This is a genomic window from Streptomyces sp. NPDC006463, from assembly GCF_042870715.1.
Taxonomy (GTDB): Bacteria; Actinomycetota; Actinomycetes; order Streptomycetales; family Streptomycetaceae; genus Streptomyces.
Genome location: NZ_JBIAHP010000004.1, coordinates 312,748 through 327,373, shown reverse-complemented (window position 1 = coordinate 327,373; position 14,626 = coordinate 312,748). Strand labels below are relative to the sequence as shown.

General features: G+C 73.0%; 14 protein-coding genes. All 14 read right to left on the bottom strand.

Features of this window, described 5'->3' with window-relative positions:
* Positions 1–7: 7 nt before the first annotated feature.
* The 14 genes from ACFYOB_RS10470 to ACFYOB_RS10405 all read right to left on the bottom strand — a co-directional run bounded on the left by ACFYOB_RS10470 (position 8) and on the right by ACFYOB_RS10405 (position 14,579).
* Positions 8–982: an ABC transporter ATP-binding protein gene (locus ACFYOB_RS10470; RefSeq protein WP_388557432.1), complete on the bottom strand. Its 975-nt coding sequence runs from the start codon at positions 980–982 to the stop codon at positions 8–10.
* Positions 979–1,974, bottom strand: coding sequence for an ABC transporter ATP-binding protein (locus tag ACFYOB_RS10465; RefSeq protein ID WP_388557430.1), 996 nt, complete (start codon positions 1,972–1,974; stop codon positions 979–981). The genes ACFYOB_RS10470 and ACFYOB_RS10465 overlap by 4 nt, the downstream gene beginning before the upstream one ends.
* Entirely contained in the window at positions 1,974–2,960 is a 987-nt protein-coding gene (locus ACFYOB_RS10460; RefSeq protein ID WP_388557428.1) for an ABC transporter permease, read from the bottom strand. Before ACFYOB_RS10460 ends, ACFYOB_RS10465 begins: the two co-directional genes overlap by 1 nt.
* Positions 2,957–3,925, bottom strand: coding sequence for an ABC transporter permease (locus ACFYOB_RS10455; RefSeq protein ID WP_388557426.1), 969 nt, complete (start codon positions 3,923–3,925; stop codon positions 2,957–2,959). Before ACFYOB_RS10455 ends, ACFYOB_RS10460 begins: the two co-directional genes overlap by 4 nt.
* Positions 3,926–3,948: 23 nt before the next feature.
* A complete protein-coding gene (locus ACFYOB_RS10450; RefSeq protein WP_388557422.1) occupies positions 3,949–5,694 on the bottom strand; it encodes an ABC transporter substrate-binding protein in 1,746 nt (581 codons plus the stop codon).
* Positions 5,695–5,966: 272 nt separating this feature from the next.
* Complete coding sequence (locus ACFYOB_RS10445; protein ID WP_388557419.1) at positions 5,967–6,689, bottom strand: hypothetical protein; 723 nt, start codon at positions 6,687–6,689, stop codon at positions 5,967–5,969.
* Positions 6,690–6,865: 176 nt separating this feature from the next.
* Positions 6,866–7,576, bottom strand: a complete 711-nt coding sequence (locus ACFYOB_RS10440; protein WP_388557417.1) for a GntR family transcriptional regulator — start codon at positions 7,574–7,576, stop codon at positions 6,866–6,868.
* Between the two features lie 55 nt (positions 7,577–7,631).
* Positions 7,632–8,558: an ornithine cyclodeaminase family protein gene (locus tag ACFYOB_RS10435; RefSeq protein WP_388557414.1), complete on the bottom strand. Its 927-nt coding sequence runs from the start codon at positions 8,556–8,558 to the stop codon at positions 7,632–7,634.
* The gene (locus ACFYOB_RS10430; RefSeq protein WP_388557411.1) at positions 8,558–9,586 is read right to left on the bottom strand and encodes a proline racemase family protein; all 1,029 of its coding nucleotides are present in this window, start codon (positions 9,584–9,586) and stop codon (positions 8,558–8,560) included. The genes ACFYOB_RS10435 and ACFYOB_RS10430 overlap by 1 nt, the downstream gene beginning before the upstream one ends.
* Positions 9,583–10,587, bottom strand: a complete 1,005-nt coding sequence (locus ACFYOB_RS10425; protein ID WP_388557408.1) for a proline racemase family protein — start codon at positions 10,585–10,587, stop codon at positions 9,583–9,585. Before ACFYOB_RS10425 ends, ACFYOB_RS10430 begins: the two co-directional genes overlap by 4 nt.
* A gap of 38 nt (positions 10,588–10,625) precedes the next feature.
* Positions 10,626–11,552: a dihydrodipicolinate synthase family protein gene (locus tag ACFYOB_RS10420; RefSeq protein ID WP_388557406.1), complete on the bottom strand. Its 927-nt coding sequence runs from the start codon at positions 11,550–11,552 to the stop codon at positions 10,626–10,628.
* Positions 11,553–11,628: 76 nt separating this feature from the next.
* A complete protein-coding gene (locus ACFYOB_RS10415; RefSeq protein ID WP_388557404.1) occupies positions 11,629–13,095 on the bottom strand; it encodes an NAD(P)/FAD-dependent oxidoreductase in 1,467 nt (488 codons plus the stop codon).
* The gene (locus ACFYOB_RS10410; RefSeq protein WP_388557401.1) at positions 13,076–13,387 is read right to left on the bottom strand and encodes a (2Fe-2S)-binding protein; all 312 of its coding nucleotides are present in this window, start codon (positions 13,385–13,387) and stop codon (positions 13,076–13,078) included. The genes ACFYOB_RS10415 and ACFYOB_RS10410 overlap by 20 nt, the downstream gene beginning before the upstream one ends.
* Positions 13,380–14,579 (bottom strand): NAD(P)/FAD-dependent oxidoreductase, encoded by a 1,200-nt coding sequence (locus tag ACFYOB_RS10405; RefSeq protein ID WP_388557398.1) that lies wholly within the window; start codon positions 14,577–14,579, stop codon positions 13,380–13,382. Before ACFYOB_RS10405 ends, ACFYOB_RS10410 begins: the two co-directional genes overlap by 8 nt.
* Positions 14,580–14,626: the final 47 nt, after the last annotated feature.

Here is a 14,626-nt window from a genome sequence, read left to right as displayed (position 1 = left end):
CCTGTGCCTACACCAGATGACACGCCACCTCTCGCGAGGCGACCGACCGCAACAGCGGCCGCTCGGTGCGGCAGATCTCCTGCGCCACGGGGCAGCGCGGGTGGAAGGTGCAGCCGGGGGGCGGGGCGGCCGGGCTCGGCGGGTCGCCGAGCAGCACGATCCGCTCCCGCCGCCGCTCCGCCGCCGGGTCGGGCAGCGGTACGGCGGACAACAGCGCCCGGGTGTAGGGGTGCTGCGGGTTCTCGTAGAGGGACTTCTTGTCCCCGATCTCGACGATCCGGCCGAGGTACATGACGGCGACCCGGTCGCTGACCCGTTTGACCACCGACAGGTCGTGCGCGATGAACACGTAGGCGAGGCCCAGCTCTGCGCGCAGCTTCTCCATCAGGTTGACGATCTGGGCCTGTACGGAGACGTCGAGGGCGGAGACAGGTTCGTCGGCGACGATCAGCCGGGGGCTGGTGGACAGGGACCGGGCGATGCCGATGCGCTGGGCCTGGCCGCCGGAGAACTCGTGCGGGTAGCGGTCGATGTGCTCGGGGATCAGGCCGACCAGTTCCATCAGCTCGGCGGCGCGCCGGCGGGCGTCGGCGGCGCTCCAGCCCTGTACCAACAGCGGGTCGGAGATGATCCGGGCCACGGTCTGGCGGGGGTTGAGGGAGGAGTGCGGGTCCTGGAAGACCATCTGGATGTTCTTGCGCAGCGGCCGCATAGCGCGCTGGGACAGCAGGCTGATGTCCTTGCCCTCGAAGGCGACCGTGCCCGAGGTGGGTTCCAGCAGCCTGACCAGCATTCGGCCGGTGGTGGACTTCCCACAGCCCGACTCCCCTACCAGGCCCAGGGTCTGACCGGCCGCCAGGTCGAAGGAGACCCCGTCCACGGCGCGCACGGGCGCCCCCCGGCGCCCGGTCGCGGTCCGCTTCCCGGGGAAGGCCATGGTGAGGTCCCGTACGGACAGCAGGGGTTCGGCAGTCGTCTTCATCGCGTCGCCTCCTCGGCGGCGGGTGTCCCGGCGAAGTGGCAGGCCACCGTCCGCCCCGGAGCGTCGGTGTACGTCTGCAGTTCCGGGCGTACGTCGGTGCAGCGCGCGGCGGCGCGCCCACAGCGCGGGGCGAAGGCGCAGCCCGGGGCCGGTACGAGCAGGGACGGCGGGGAGCCGGGGATGAAGGGCAGCGGTTCGTCGTCGTCGGTGTCCAGGCGCGGCAGCGAGTCGAGCAGGCCCCGGGTGTACGGGTGGGCGGGGTCGGCGAACAGGTCGTCGACCGGGGCCTGTTCGGCTGCCCGGCCGCCGTACATGACCAGCACCTCGTGGGCGACGCGGGCGACGACCCCCAGGTCATGGGTGATCATGACGACGCCGAGTCCGCGTTCCTGCTGGATCCGCGCGATCAGCTCCAGGATCTGCGCCTGCACGGTGACGTCCAGGGCGGTGGTGGGCTCGTCGGCGATCAGCAGATCGGGCTCGCAGGCCAGGGCCATGGCGATCATGGCGCGCTGGCGCATGCCACCGGAGAACTGGTGCGGGTACTCGCCCGCGCGGCGGGCCGGTTCCGGGATGCCGACCTCGCCGAGCATGTCGACGGCCCGCTTGCGCGCGGCGGCCCGCCCGGCCTTGAAGTGCACCCTGAAGTGCTCGGCGATCTGCTCGCCGACCGTGTAGTAGGGGTGGAGGCTGGAGAGCGGGTCCTGGAAGATCATGGCCATCCTGCGGCCGCGGACCTTGGCCAGCTCCCGCTCGGACAGGCCGGTCAGCTCCCGTCCGGCGAGGGCCACGGAGCCGCTGACCTCGGCCGCGCCCCGGTGCAGGCCCATGACGGCGAGCGAGGTGACCGACTTGCCGGAGCCGGACTCGCCGACGATGCCCAGGGTGCGGCCGGCCTCGACGGTGAAGCCGAGGGAGTCGACGGCCCGTACGGTGCCGTGCGGGGTGGTGAAGGTGACGCGCAGATCGCGTACCTCAAGAAGTGCGGCCATCAGTACCTCACCCTCGGGTCGATGACGGCGTACAGGAGGTCGACGACGAGGTTGGCGACGACGATGAAGAAGGCGGCGAGCAGGGTGACGCCGAGGACCACCGGCTGGTCCGAGCTGACCAGCGCCCCGTAGAACAGCCGCCCGATACCGGGGAGTCCGAAGATGGACTCGGTGATCACGGCTCCGGCGAGGAGCCCGCCGAGGTCCATGCCGAAAATGGTGAGGATGGGGGTCATCCCGGAGCGCAGGCCGTGTTTGACGACGACCGTGCGCTCGGGCATCCCCTTGGCGCGGGCTGTACGGATGTACGGCTCGGCCATCGCCTCGATCATCGAACCGCGGCTCTGGCGGGCGTACATGGCGGCGTACAGCAGGGCGAGCGCGGTCCACGGCAGCAGCAGGTTCGATGCCCAGGCGAGCGGGTCGTCACCGAAGGCCTGGTAGGTGGGGTAGGGCAGGAGGCCGGCGACGCGGATGACCCCGTAGATCAGCATCACCGAGGTGAAGTAGACGGGCAGGGAGGCGGCGGCGACGGCCCCGACCATGAGGGCCTTGTCGGTGGCGGTGTCCTTGCGCAGGGCCGCGGTGACCCCGGCGCCGAGCCCGAGGACCAGCCACAGCACGGCGGCGCCGACGGCGAGCGAGGCCGAGACCGGCAACCGGTCCATGAGCAGGTCCCACACCGGGAGGGAGTTCTCGTAGCTGTAGCCCAGGCAGGGGAAGTCGCACTGGACGGCGTACTGGCCGGTGCCGAGCGTGCGGCCGGTGAAGATGCCGGTGAGGAAGTCGGTGAACTGGCGCCACAGGGGCTGGTCGAGCCCCAGGTACGCCCGTACGTCGGCCAGCCGCTCGGCGCTGCAGGTCTTGCCGCAGGCGGCCGCGGCCGGGTCGGAGGGCAGGACGTAGAAGATGAGGAAGGTGACGGCGGCTATGGCGAGGAGCACGCCTGCGAGGGCGAGCAGCCGGCGGGCGAGGTAGAGGATCAACTGCGGCCGCCCCTCGGGTCGAGGATGTCGCGCAGGGCGTCGCCGAGCAGGGTGAAGGCGAGCACGGCGAGGAAGAGGAAGACGCTGGGGATGACGAAGTACATGGGGTCGGTCTCGTAGAAGGCGACGGACTCGGCGATCATCTGGCCCCAGGACGGGGTGGGCGGGCGGACGCCCACGCCGAGGTAACTCAGCGCCGCCTCGGTGCTGATCATGCCGGGGATGAGCAGGGTGGTGTAGGCGATGACCGGGCCCGAGACGCCGGGGAGGATGTCGCGGGTCAGGATCCGCCAGGAACTCGCGCCGCCCACGCGGGCGGCGTCCACGTACTCGCGGTGTTTGAGCGAGAGGGTCTGGCCTCGGACTACGCGGGCGACGCCGGGCCAGCCGAAGACCCCGATGACGGCGGTCATGAGGACGATCCGGTTGACGTCCTTGGCCACGGACAGCATCGCGATCATGAAGATCAGCGAGGGGAAGGACATGGTCAGGTCCATGAGCCGGGACAGGGCCGCGTCGGTGCGGCCGCCGAAGTAGCCGGCGGCGATTCCGGCGGCGGTGCCTGCGACCACGACGATGGCGGTGGCGGCGAAGGCGATGAGGAGGGAGACCTGGGCGCCGTGGACCACGCGGGCGAACAGGTCGCGGCCGGTGACGGGTTCGACGCCGAGCCAGTGCTCGGGGCTGATCCCGCCGAGGGAGCCGAGCGGCTGGCCGCCGAGGTAGGGGTCGATGGCGGTCTTGTCGAACTCCTCGGGGGACCAGCCGCCGAGCGCGCCCAGCCAGGGGGCGGTGGCGGCCATGAGGACGAAGAGGAGGACGACGCAGAGGCTGACGCGGACGGCGGGGCGGCGGCGGAGCTGCCGCCGGGCGAGCTGCCAGGGGCTGCTGCCGGGCGGGACGTCCTTGGCCGGGGCGCCGGCCGGGGCCGCCTGGGGGGCGGCGCCGGGTGCGGTGGTGGTCATGGTGTCTTGGGGCTCCGGCTTCCTCAGCCCTGGCTCTTCGACGGGTCCTTGAGGCCGACGGTCCCGTAGTCGATGGTGCCGGTCCACACGGGGTGGCCGTAGGCGCCCGCGATGTTCGGGCCGACGAGGAGGGGCTTGCGCTCCAGGAGGACCGGGATGGACGGGGACTTCTTCATGATCTCGGCGTCGAGGTCGATCCAGGCCTGGTTGGCCTGCTTGGCGTCGGCCATGGCGTTGATCTCGTCGATCCGCTTCATGGTGGCCTCGTCGCGGAACTGGGCGTAGTTGCCCTGGTTCCCCTTGTCCTTGATGGTGCGTCCGTCGAAGACGAAGGGCATCCAGGTGGAGCCGGAGGGGTAGTCGGGGCACCAGCCGGTGTACGTCATGTCGGGGGTCGTGGAGAGGTCGCCGATGACGTCGTAGTACGCGCCGGGGTCGACGGTGTCGATGACGACCTCGATGCCGGCCCGGGACAGGCCCTGCTGGATGGCCTCCGCCTTGCCCTTGTCGCCGGTGGAGACCGCGAGGGAGACCTTCAGGTTCTCCTTGCCGGCGGCCTTGAGGAGCTCCTTGGCCTTGGCCGGGTCACCGGCCGGGGCGATCTTCAGGGTGTCGGCCTGCTTGCCGCCGGAGAGGGCCGGGGGCAGGTAGGCGGTGGCGACGTCGTTGAGGGCGGGCCCGCCGCCCGCGGTGATGACGGCCTCCTTGTCGACGGCGTACTGCACGGCCTCGCGGACCTTGGGGTCGTTGAAGGGGGCGCGGGAGTTGTTGAGGTGGAGCATGACCGTACAGCCCTGGGACTCGGCGAGCAGGCGCGCCTTGACCTCGGGCTTGGGCAGCACCTTGGGTGCGCTCTCGGGGCGCATGTTGGAGTACTCGATGGCGGAGGCGTCGGCGCCCTCGCCGGCGATGATCCGGTCGTCGATCTGTCCGCCCTTGAGGCCCATGACGACGACGAACTTGTCCGGGTAGGCCTTTCGGACGGTGTCGGTCTTCGGGTCCCAGTGCTCGTTTCGGACGAGTACCAGCTTCTTGTCGCGGTCGTACGTCTCGATCTTGTACGGGCCGGACGAGAACGGGCGGGCGTCGTACTGGGTGCCCTTCTCCTGGGACTGCGGGACGGGCGCGAAGGTGGGAAGGGTGGCGGTCGCGGAGAACTCGGCGACGGGCCGCCTGAGTTCGAAGACGATCGTGCGGTCGTCGGGGGTCTTGACGGAGTCGAGGTGCTGCCCCTGGAGCGGGCCCTTGTAGCCCTCGGCGCCGGCCAGGTACTGGGCCGCGTAGTCGGGGCCGCCGGTGAGGTCGGGGGCGAAGGAGCGCTCGACGTTGTACTTGACGTCCTGGGCCTTGATCGGCGAGCCGTCCTCGTACTTCAGGCCCTCCTTGAGGGTGAAGGTCCAGGTGCGGCCGCCGTTGGAGGGGGTTCCGAGGTCGGTGGCGAGGTCGGGGACCAGTTCGCTGCCGCCCTTGCCCGGCTCGGCCTTGAAGGTCACCAGGGTGCGGTAGAGCAGCCGGGTGCCGAAGTCCATGGTCGGCATCGTCCAGTTGCGGGCGGGGTCGAGGTGGGAGAAGTCCTGGTTGGACAGGACGGTGAGGGTGCCGCCCTTGACCGGGGTGCCGCCGAGCGTCTTGCCGTCGTTCGCGGCGGCGGGGTTCTCGGCGGAGGCGCCGCCCTTGCCCTTCTTCACGGTGTCGGAGCAGCCCGAGGCGCCGAGTGCGAGAGCGGCCACCAGAGCGGTGGCGAGGGCGAGTTGGGTGCGCTTGGTCATGGGTCACTCCAGTGAAGGGCCGCGCTCTATGATGTGACCGGTAACATAGTAATGTGAAATTGCACTGACAAGGGGTTGAGCTCCCCGTTATCCAGCCGTATCCAAATCCGGGCACTCGAAGTCGAGTTGATGCTGTCGGCCGCGGCCCAGATGCGGCGACTGCCCGACGACGTGCGGCGCCAGCCGGCCGGGAGGGTCGTCATCCCGTCACCACCTGGCGCCGCGCTTCACGACGACGGCCGGAGCGGCACCCGCTCCCGCCGGGGATCAGCTCAGTGCGGCGAGCCGGCCGGCTCCTTTTCCTTGTGCTTGCTCGGGATCGGACGGAAGTTGTTGTTCGTCACACAGCCGAGGTTCCGGTAGACCCTGTCGTTCGTCTGCGGGTCCCGGCCGACGAAGTGGTACTGGCAGGCCCCCTCGATGAACCTGCCTTCGATGCCGCCGGGGAAGTCGATCTCCTTGTTCCACAGGAAGGGCGACACGAGGCCGGTCTGCCGCGCGGTGGCGTTGACGTCGATCCCGCCGGGGGCCTGGATCGCGTAGACCCAGCCGTCGATGCCGCCTCCCGTGGCGAATTCCTGCGCCACCCACCGCTCACAACTGGTGCTCACGTGCGCGGCGTTCTGCTGCCCGGCGCCCCCGATGATCCACTGCGACAGCGGGGTGAGGTCCCTGCCCCGCGGCTCGAAGCCGCTGGCGAAGATCGCTTGGGGGGCCCGCGAGTCGCCCCGCCACAGCGTGTTCCCGTCGTGCCGCCAATACCAGGCCTCTCTCACCGCGGCGACGTCCACCAACGGCTGGATACTGGGGTCCGTCGTGGTCTGCAGCCACTCCGACGCACGGTAGCCGCCGGTCGGGCCGCAGGGGCCGGTATCACGGATCTGCTGCGGGGTGCCCGGGGCCGGATCCGCCGCGGCGCCGGCGGGTGAGCCGAACCCCAACGAGACGGTGACCAGAACGGTGGCGGAAGCGATCCGAAGTGCAGTCTTCAACACAGTCGGTACAACCCATCACTCGGTGTACAGGACTCTGTGTTGGTAGACGGATTCCGGGCGGGATCAACCTCCGTCCGCAGCGGTCACCCTCAGGCGTCACGAGGTCCACCCGCCCGGCGCAGGCCCCAACCACCGGGCCGCCGTCACGGCGGCCCGGCGCGCCCTCCCGCTACGAGCTAGAGGCCGGAGCCGAGGCCTCCCGGGGTGCGGCCGACCGGCTCGTCGCGGCCCTGGGCCCAGAGGGAGCGGACGTGGCCGAGGTGGCGGACCATGCAGGCCTCGGCCGCCTCGGCGTCCCCCCTGATCATCAGGTCGAGCAGCTCGATGTGCTCCTCCGCCGAGGACACCAGCTTTCCGGCTTCGTCCAGGCCGGTCAGCCCGTACAGCCGGGACCGCTTGCGCAGGTCGCCGACCGTCTCGACGAGGCGGTCGTTGCCGGCGAGCCCGAGCAGCGAGAGGTGGAAGCGGCGGTCCGCCTCCAGATAACCGATGAGATTGTGCTCCCGGGCGCTCGTGACGATCTCCTGCGCGACCGGCCGCAGGGCTTCCAGCTGCTCGGTCGTGGCGATCTTCGTGATCCGGCCGATGGTCGGCACCTCGATCATCGTGCGCAGCTCGGTGTACTGGTCCAGGTCGCGCTCGCTGACCTCGGTGATCCGGAAACCCTTGTTGCGGACCGGTTCCACGAGGCCTTCGCGGGCCAGGTCGAGCATGGCCTCGCGCACGGGCGTGGCCGAGACACCGAGTTCGGCTGCGAGGCCGGGGGCCGAATAGACGCTCCCCGGGCGCAGTTCACCCGCTATCAGGGCTGCTCGGAGGGCGTGGCCGACCTGGTCGCGGAGCCGTTCCTGGGCCTTGATGAGACTGTGCTGCTTCAGGTCACCCATTGCATTTCCTCCGAGCCATCGCAGAGGAACAGCGTACAATGTCACGTTTCGCTGCTCACACCCTGGCGGCCTCGAACAACGCGACCGCCACGGCCAGATCTTCCCAGGCCATGCCCACGCTCTTGAAGAGCTGTGGACAACTCTGCGGCCCGCCCGCCGGCATCCGGCCGGCGACGAGGTCGGCGAGCGTGCCGGTGATGTGGCCGGGCCCGATCGCCCCCTCGGCCTCCGGGACCAGCAGGTCCCCCGCCTCCCGCAGGGCCGCCGCGCGCGACTCCACGTACACGGCGGCCCGCCGCACGAGGGCGGTGTCGGTCTCCCGGGCCGTCGGCTCGTGCGAGCCGACGGCGACGACGGTGGCGCCCGGGCCCACGAGACGCCCGTCGAAGAGCGGTTCCCGGGCCGTGGTGCAGCAGATGACCAGATCGGCGTCGGCCACGTCCTCACGTGTGCCGGTCCGGGCGCTCGGGCCCAGGGTGCGGGCGTGCGCGGCGAGCCGCTCGGCGCCCTCCCGGTTGCGGCCGACCACCACGACCTGGTCCAGCTCCCTTACGGACAGGGCCGCTTCCAGGTGCCCGTACGCCTGCGGGCCGGAGCCGAACAGCACCAGCCGCAGCGGGCGCCCGGCCGGAGCCAGGTGGCGCAGCGCGAGGGCGGAGACCGCCGGGGTGCGCAGGGCGGTCAGGGCCGCGCCGTCGAGCAGGGCCAGCGGGCGCAGGGTGGACCCCTCCAGCAGGAGATAGGAGCCGGTGATCCGGGGCAGCCCTCGCGCCGGGTTCCCGGGCGCGACCCCGGCGATCTTCACCCCGGCGTACGCCCCGGAGGCGGCGGGCATCAGCAGCAGCTCCCCGTCGGGGACGGGGATGTTGGTGCGCTGCGGGCAGCTCTCCGGGTCGAGGCCGCCGAGCAGGGCGGCGGCCAGGGCGTCGGTGGCCGCGGCCGGGGTCAGGAGCCCGGCCGTGTCGTCTGCGCTCAGCCGCATCACAGCAGGAAGCCCGTACCGAGCGCGTCGTGCGGGTCGGCCGTGAAGGCGTGCTCACCGGTGCGGTACGCGGTGCCCGTGATCTCGGTGACGCCCCCCTGGAGGATCCGGCCGGTGAACACCGTGCCGGTGACCGACTCGTTGACCAGGTCCTCCCCCGCCGCGAGCCGCCCGTCCTCCGCGAGCAGCGCGAGCCGCGTCGAGGTCCCGGAGCCGCAGGGCGAGCGGTCGATCTGGCCGTCGGCGAAGACGGTGACGTTGCGCTGGTGGGGCCCGAAGGGAGTATCGGGGAGTTCCTCGTACAGGATCACCCCGTAGACGCCGGAGAGCAGCGGCCCGCCGGGATGCCAGGTGGCCGGGTGGGTGGCCAGCGCGGCGCGGATCTCCCGGCCGGCCCGCACCAGGTCGGGCAGCGAGGCCCGGGACACGTCCAGGCCGAGGTCGCGGGCGGCGACGGAGGCGTAACAGGCCCCGGCGTGCGCGATGTCCACCTCGGCGAGCCCCAGCGTGGTGGCGACCGGCACCTTGCGGGCGCTCACCCGGGCGGGGACGTTGCGGAAGGTGACCCCGGTGGTGCGGCCGCCGTCCCGGTGCACGGTGGCGGTGACCCGCCCGGACGGCACGTCGATGCGCACGGCCGCGTCCCCGTCGTCCGGGGCCGCGACCCGGCCGGTGTCCACGGCCCAGACCCCGAGCGCCATGGTGCCGTGGCCGCAGGCGGTGGAGTAGCCGTCCTTGTGCCAGAACAGCACGCCGAAGTGCGCGCCGTCGTCGTCGGCCGGGACGACGAACCCCCCGTACATTCCGGCGTGCCCGCGCGGCTCCTGCACCAGCAGGCGGCGTACGTCGTCCAGTGCGCCCCGGCGCGGGGCCGTCCCGGAGCCCCCCGGGCCGATGGCGGTGGCGCAGCGCTCGGCGACGGTGTCCCCGGGGACGGGCGGGAAGCCCCCGTGGGCGGCGGCGGCCGTGTCGACGACGCGGAAGGGCTCTCCGGCGGTGTGGTAGTCCACCGTTCGGACGGTGATCACAGCAGGAAGCCTCCGGGGAAGGGGTCGGTCGGGTCGAGGAAGTACTGGGCGGTCCCGGTGATCCAGGCCCGGCCGGTGACGGTGGGGATGACGGCGGGGTGTCCGCCGACGGTGGTCTCCCCGACCAGCCGGCCGGTGAACTCGGTGCCGATGAACGACTCGTTGACGAAGTCCGCGCCGAGCTCCAGGAGTCCGCGGGCGTGCAGCTGGGCCATGCGCGCGCTGGTGCCCGTACCGCAGGGCGAGCGGTCGAACCAGCCGGGGTGGATGGCCATGGCGTGCCGGGACCGGCGGGCGTCGGAGCCGGGGGCCGCTAGGTAGACGTGCTTGACCCCGGCGATGGAGGGGTTCTCGGGGTGGACGGGCCGGTCGCCGGAACCGTTGATCGCGTCCATGATCGCGAGCCCGGCGGCGATCAGGTCGTCCTTGCGGGCGCGGTCGAAGGGCAGGCCGAGGGAGGCGAGTTCGACGAAGGCGTAGAAGTTGCCGCCGTAGGCGAGGTCGTAGCTGACCGTGCCGAGGCCGGGGACGTCCGCCTTCAGGTCGAGCCCGACGCAGAAGGAGGCGACGTTGGTCAGGGTGACCGCGGTGGCCGCCCCGTCCTCGACCCGGACGTCCACGCTGACCAGCCCGGCCGGGGTGTCCAGCCGCACGGTGGTGACCGGCTCCACGACGGGCACCATCCCGGTCTCGACCAGGACGGTGGCGACTCCGATGGTGCCGTGCCCGCACATGGGCAGCAGGCCCGACACCTCGATGTAGAGGACGCCGAAGTCGGCGTCGGGGCGGGTGGGGGGCTGCAGGATGGCGCCGCTCATCGCGGCGTGGCCGCGCGGCTCGTACATGAGCAGGGTCCGGACGTGGTCCAGGTGCTCGATGAAGTGGAGCCGCTTGTCGGCCATGGTGGCGCCGGGGATCACCCCGACTCCCCCGGTGATCACCCGGGTCGGCATGCCCTCGGTGTGCGAGTCCACGGCGTGGTAGATGTTGCGCGTGCGCATCAGGCGCCCCCTCTGGCGGGTCGGTCGGGCCCGGCTGGTTAGTTGAGGCCCTCGGCGAGGGCCTTCTCGGTGGCGGCGCGGACCGCGGCCTCGGTCTCGCCGGTGAGCGGGAAGCGCGGCGGGCGGGTGGCGCCGCCGGGGCGGCCGGCCAGGTCCATGGAGAGCTTGATGGCCTGGACGAACTCGGTCTTGGAGTCCCAGCGCAGCAGCGAGTGCAGTGACTTGTACAGCGGCAGGGCGGTGGCGAGGTCACCCTCGACGGCGGCCCGGTACAGGGTGGCGCAGGACCGCGGGAGCGCGTTGGGGTAGCCGGCGATCCAGCCGACGGCGCCGGCGAGGGCGAGTTCGAGGAGGACGTCGTCGGCGCCGATGAGCAGGTCGAGGCCCGGGGCGAGTTCGGCGATCTCGTACGCGCGGCGCACGTCACCGCTGAACTCCTTCACGGCGACGACGGAGCCGTCGGCGTGCAGCCGGGCGAGCAGGGCCGGGGTCAGGTCCACCTTGGTGTCGATGGGGTTGTTGTACGCGACGACGGGCAGCCCGGCGCGGGCGACCTCGGCGTAGTGGGCGCGTACGGCCTCCTCGTCGGCCCGGAAGGCGTTGGGGGGCAGCAGGAGCACGGAGCCGGCGCCCGCCTCTGCCGCCTGGTCGGCCCAGCGGCGGGCTTCGGCGCTGCCGTAGGCGGCGACACCGGGCATGACGCGGGCGCCGTCGCCGGCCGCCTCGACGGCGGTACGGACGACGCGGGCCCGCTCGTCGTCGGTCAGGGTCTGGTACTCCCCGAGGGAGCCGTTGGGGACCACGCCGTCGCAGCCGCCCTCGATCAGCCAGGCCACGTGCTCGGCGTAGGCGTCGTAGTCGACGGTGAGGTCCTCGCGCAGGGGCAGCGCGGTGGCGACCATGATTCCGTGCCAGGGGCGGGTGCGGGTGTCCGTGCGGGGCGCGGGGGTGGGCGCGTGGTTCATGAGGTGACTCCCTAGTGTGGTGTGTGACATTTTACTAGTGGGTGCGAGGCGGCCACAAGGGGCCGGGCCGACCTGATCAGCCGTCCGCGCCGGGAAGTTCGGCGGGGTGCTCGGCGGGAAGGCCGGCGAGATGACGCAGCGGGACCGGGCAGGACAGCGGCCGCCGGTCGGGCGCCGCGTCCGCGGACGGAGCGGACCCGCGGGCGAGGGCGGCGACGGCCGGGCCGCACATCCGGCCCTGGCACCAGCCCATGCCCGCCCGGGTGAGGAGTTTGACGGTACGGGCGTCCCGCGCGCCGAGGTCCTCGGCGGCCTCGCGGATCCGGCCGGCCGGCACCTCCTCGCAGCGGCACACGACAGCGTCGTCCCGCAGCCAGCCGGTCCAGCCGGGGCCCGGACGGTGGGCGGCGGCCATCGCGTCGGCGAAGGCCCGCAGCCGCGAGCGGCGGCGGGACAGGGCGGTGGGCACCGGCCTGCCGGCGATCGCGTGGGCCGCGATCTCCCCTTCGGTGATCGCGAGCCCGGCACCGCCGACGCCGCCGGTCTCGCCCGCGGACCAGACGCCGGGGACGGAGGTGCGGCCGTCGGCGGCGAGGTCCAGGGCGACGGTGCCGTCGGGGCCGAGGCGGGTGGCGCAGCCGAGGCCGGTGGCGAGTTCCAGCTGGGGTACGAGGCCGTGGCCGACGGCGAGGGCGTCGCAGGGGATCCGGCGGTCGGTGCCGGGCAACGGGCGCCAGTCGCGGCCGAGCCGGACCACGGTGACGGCCTCGACCCGGTCGGTGCCGTGCGCCTGAGTCACGGCGTGCCGGGTCAGGAGGCGGATGCGGTGCCTGAGCAACGCGCTACCGTACGTCGCGCCTTCGGCGAGCTTGGCGGGGTTGCGGAGCAGGGCCGCCGCCTTCCCCGCGTACGCGGTGTACGCCGACGCCTCCACCACGGCGGGGACGGTGGCTCCGGCGGCGGCCACGGAGCCGGCCACGGCGAGGAGCAGCGGGCCGCTGCCGGCGACGACGATCCGCCTGCCGGGCAGGACGAGGCCCGCCTTGAGCATGGCCTGGGCGCCGCCGGCCCCGACCACGCCGGGCAGTGTCCAGCCGGGGAAGGGGAGTTGGCGTTCGTACGCGCCGGTGGCGAGGAGGACGGCCCGGGCCGTGACGGTGGCGGCGGCGCCCTCGTCTGCGGCCACGGCGTGCAGGGTCCACGCCGCCTGCCGGGCCACCACCGTCCACACGTGGTGGCCCGGGAGGTAGGTGATGCGGCCCGCCGACACGTGGGCGCGCAGCGCGGCTTCGCGGGTGGCGAAGTCCGGCCAGGCGTGGTGGAGGGCCTCGGGGCGGGCCGCGCCCAGGCCCGGGGCCGGGTGGCGGTAGAACTGGCCGCCGGGGCGGTCGCCCGCGTCCAGGACGGTGACGCGCAGGCCGAGGCCGGCGGCGGTGACGGCGGCGGCGAGGCCGGCCGGGCCCGCGCCGACGACGGCCAGGTCGGCCGGGCCGGCCGGTTCCGCCGGATCGGCCACCGGTCGGTCAGACGGCGAGCTCGGCATGGCCGGTTCCCTCCTGGGTGGTCACGGTGTCGCCCTCCTGAGCGGGGACGAGGCAGGCGCGCTGGTTGGGGCGGCCGTTGACGGTGACGAGGCAGTCGTAGCAGCTGCCGATCCCGCAGAAGGCGCCGCGCGGGGCGCCGCCGTCGCGGGTGGTGCGCCAGGCGAGGATCCCGGCGGACCAGAGGACGGCGGCGATGGACTGGCCCTCCTGCGCGGGCAGTGCCCGGCCGTCGAAGTCGACCGTGAACCGCGAGGCGGGGCTGCCGCCGACCAGTGAGCGGGGGCTACGCATCCGTGGATCCTCCTCGGGGCTGGTGCGGGCCGGCGTCGGGGCCGGCGTCGGGTGACTCGCCGAAGCGTTCCGGGCGGAAGGGGCCCGGCGGGAGCGGGGGTTCGGCTCCGGTCAGGGCCGCGGCGATCAGCGCGCCCGTCGCCGGGGCCAGGCCGATGCCCGCGCCCTCGTGGCCGCAGGCGTGCAGCAGCCCGGGGCGGCGGGGGTCGGGGCCGATCGCCGGAAGGTGGTCCGGGAGGTACGGGCGGAAGCCGTGGTAGGTGCGCAGGACCCGGACGTCGGCCAGGACGGGGAAGAGGGCCGCCGCCTGGGCGGCGAGGCGGCGCAGGGCCTCGGTGGAGAGGGTCCGGTCGAACCCGACCCGTTCGCGGGTGGCTCCGATGAGGACCGGGCCCGACGGGGTGCCCTCGACCACCGCCGAGGACTGCAGGGCCGCGGAGCCGCTGGCGACGTCGGCGATGTAGTCGGCCGCGTAGACCTTGTGGCGGACCACGCGGGGCAGCGGTTCGGTGACCAGGACGAAGCCGCGGCGCGGAAGGACCGGCAGGCTCACGCCCGCGAGGTCCGCGACGCGGCCGCCCCAGGTCCCCGCCGCGTTCACCACGGCCGGAGCCAGGAGTTCGCGCCGGGTGGTGCGGACGCCGCGGACCGTTTCGCCGGAGCGCAGGATCCCGGTCACCTCCTCGCCGAGGTGGACCTCGGCGCCCGACGCGGCCAGCAGGCGTGCCGCCGCCTGGGCCGGCTGCACCTGGGCGTCCTGCGGGTACAGGAATCCTCCCGCGGGGCCCCGGGCCAGATGGGGCTCCAGGGTGCGCAGGTCGTCGGCCCCCGCCTCGACGGCGTCGACACCGGCCTTGCGCTGGCCTTCCGCGAAGTTCCGCAAGGCCTCCATCGCAGCCTGGTTCGGGGCGACGACGAGGCCGCCCTTGGCCTCGTACTCGATCTCCTCGGGGAGGACGCCGGCCAGTTCGGTCCAGAGGCCGGTGGACAGCAGGGCCAGGTCGAGCTCCGGTCCCGCCTCCTTGTCGGAGACGAGCAGGTTGCCTTCGCCGGCGCCCGTCGTGCCGCCCGCGACGGGGCCGCGGTCGACCACGGCCACGGAGAGTCCGGCGCGGGCCGCGTAGTACGCGCACGCCGCTCCGACGACGCCGGCGCCGATGATCACGGCGTCCAGTGGGTGTCTCTTGAGCACGGCAGTAATATGTCACATTCCTTAGTGGCTGCCCAGACCGGTCCCGC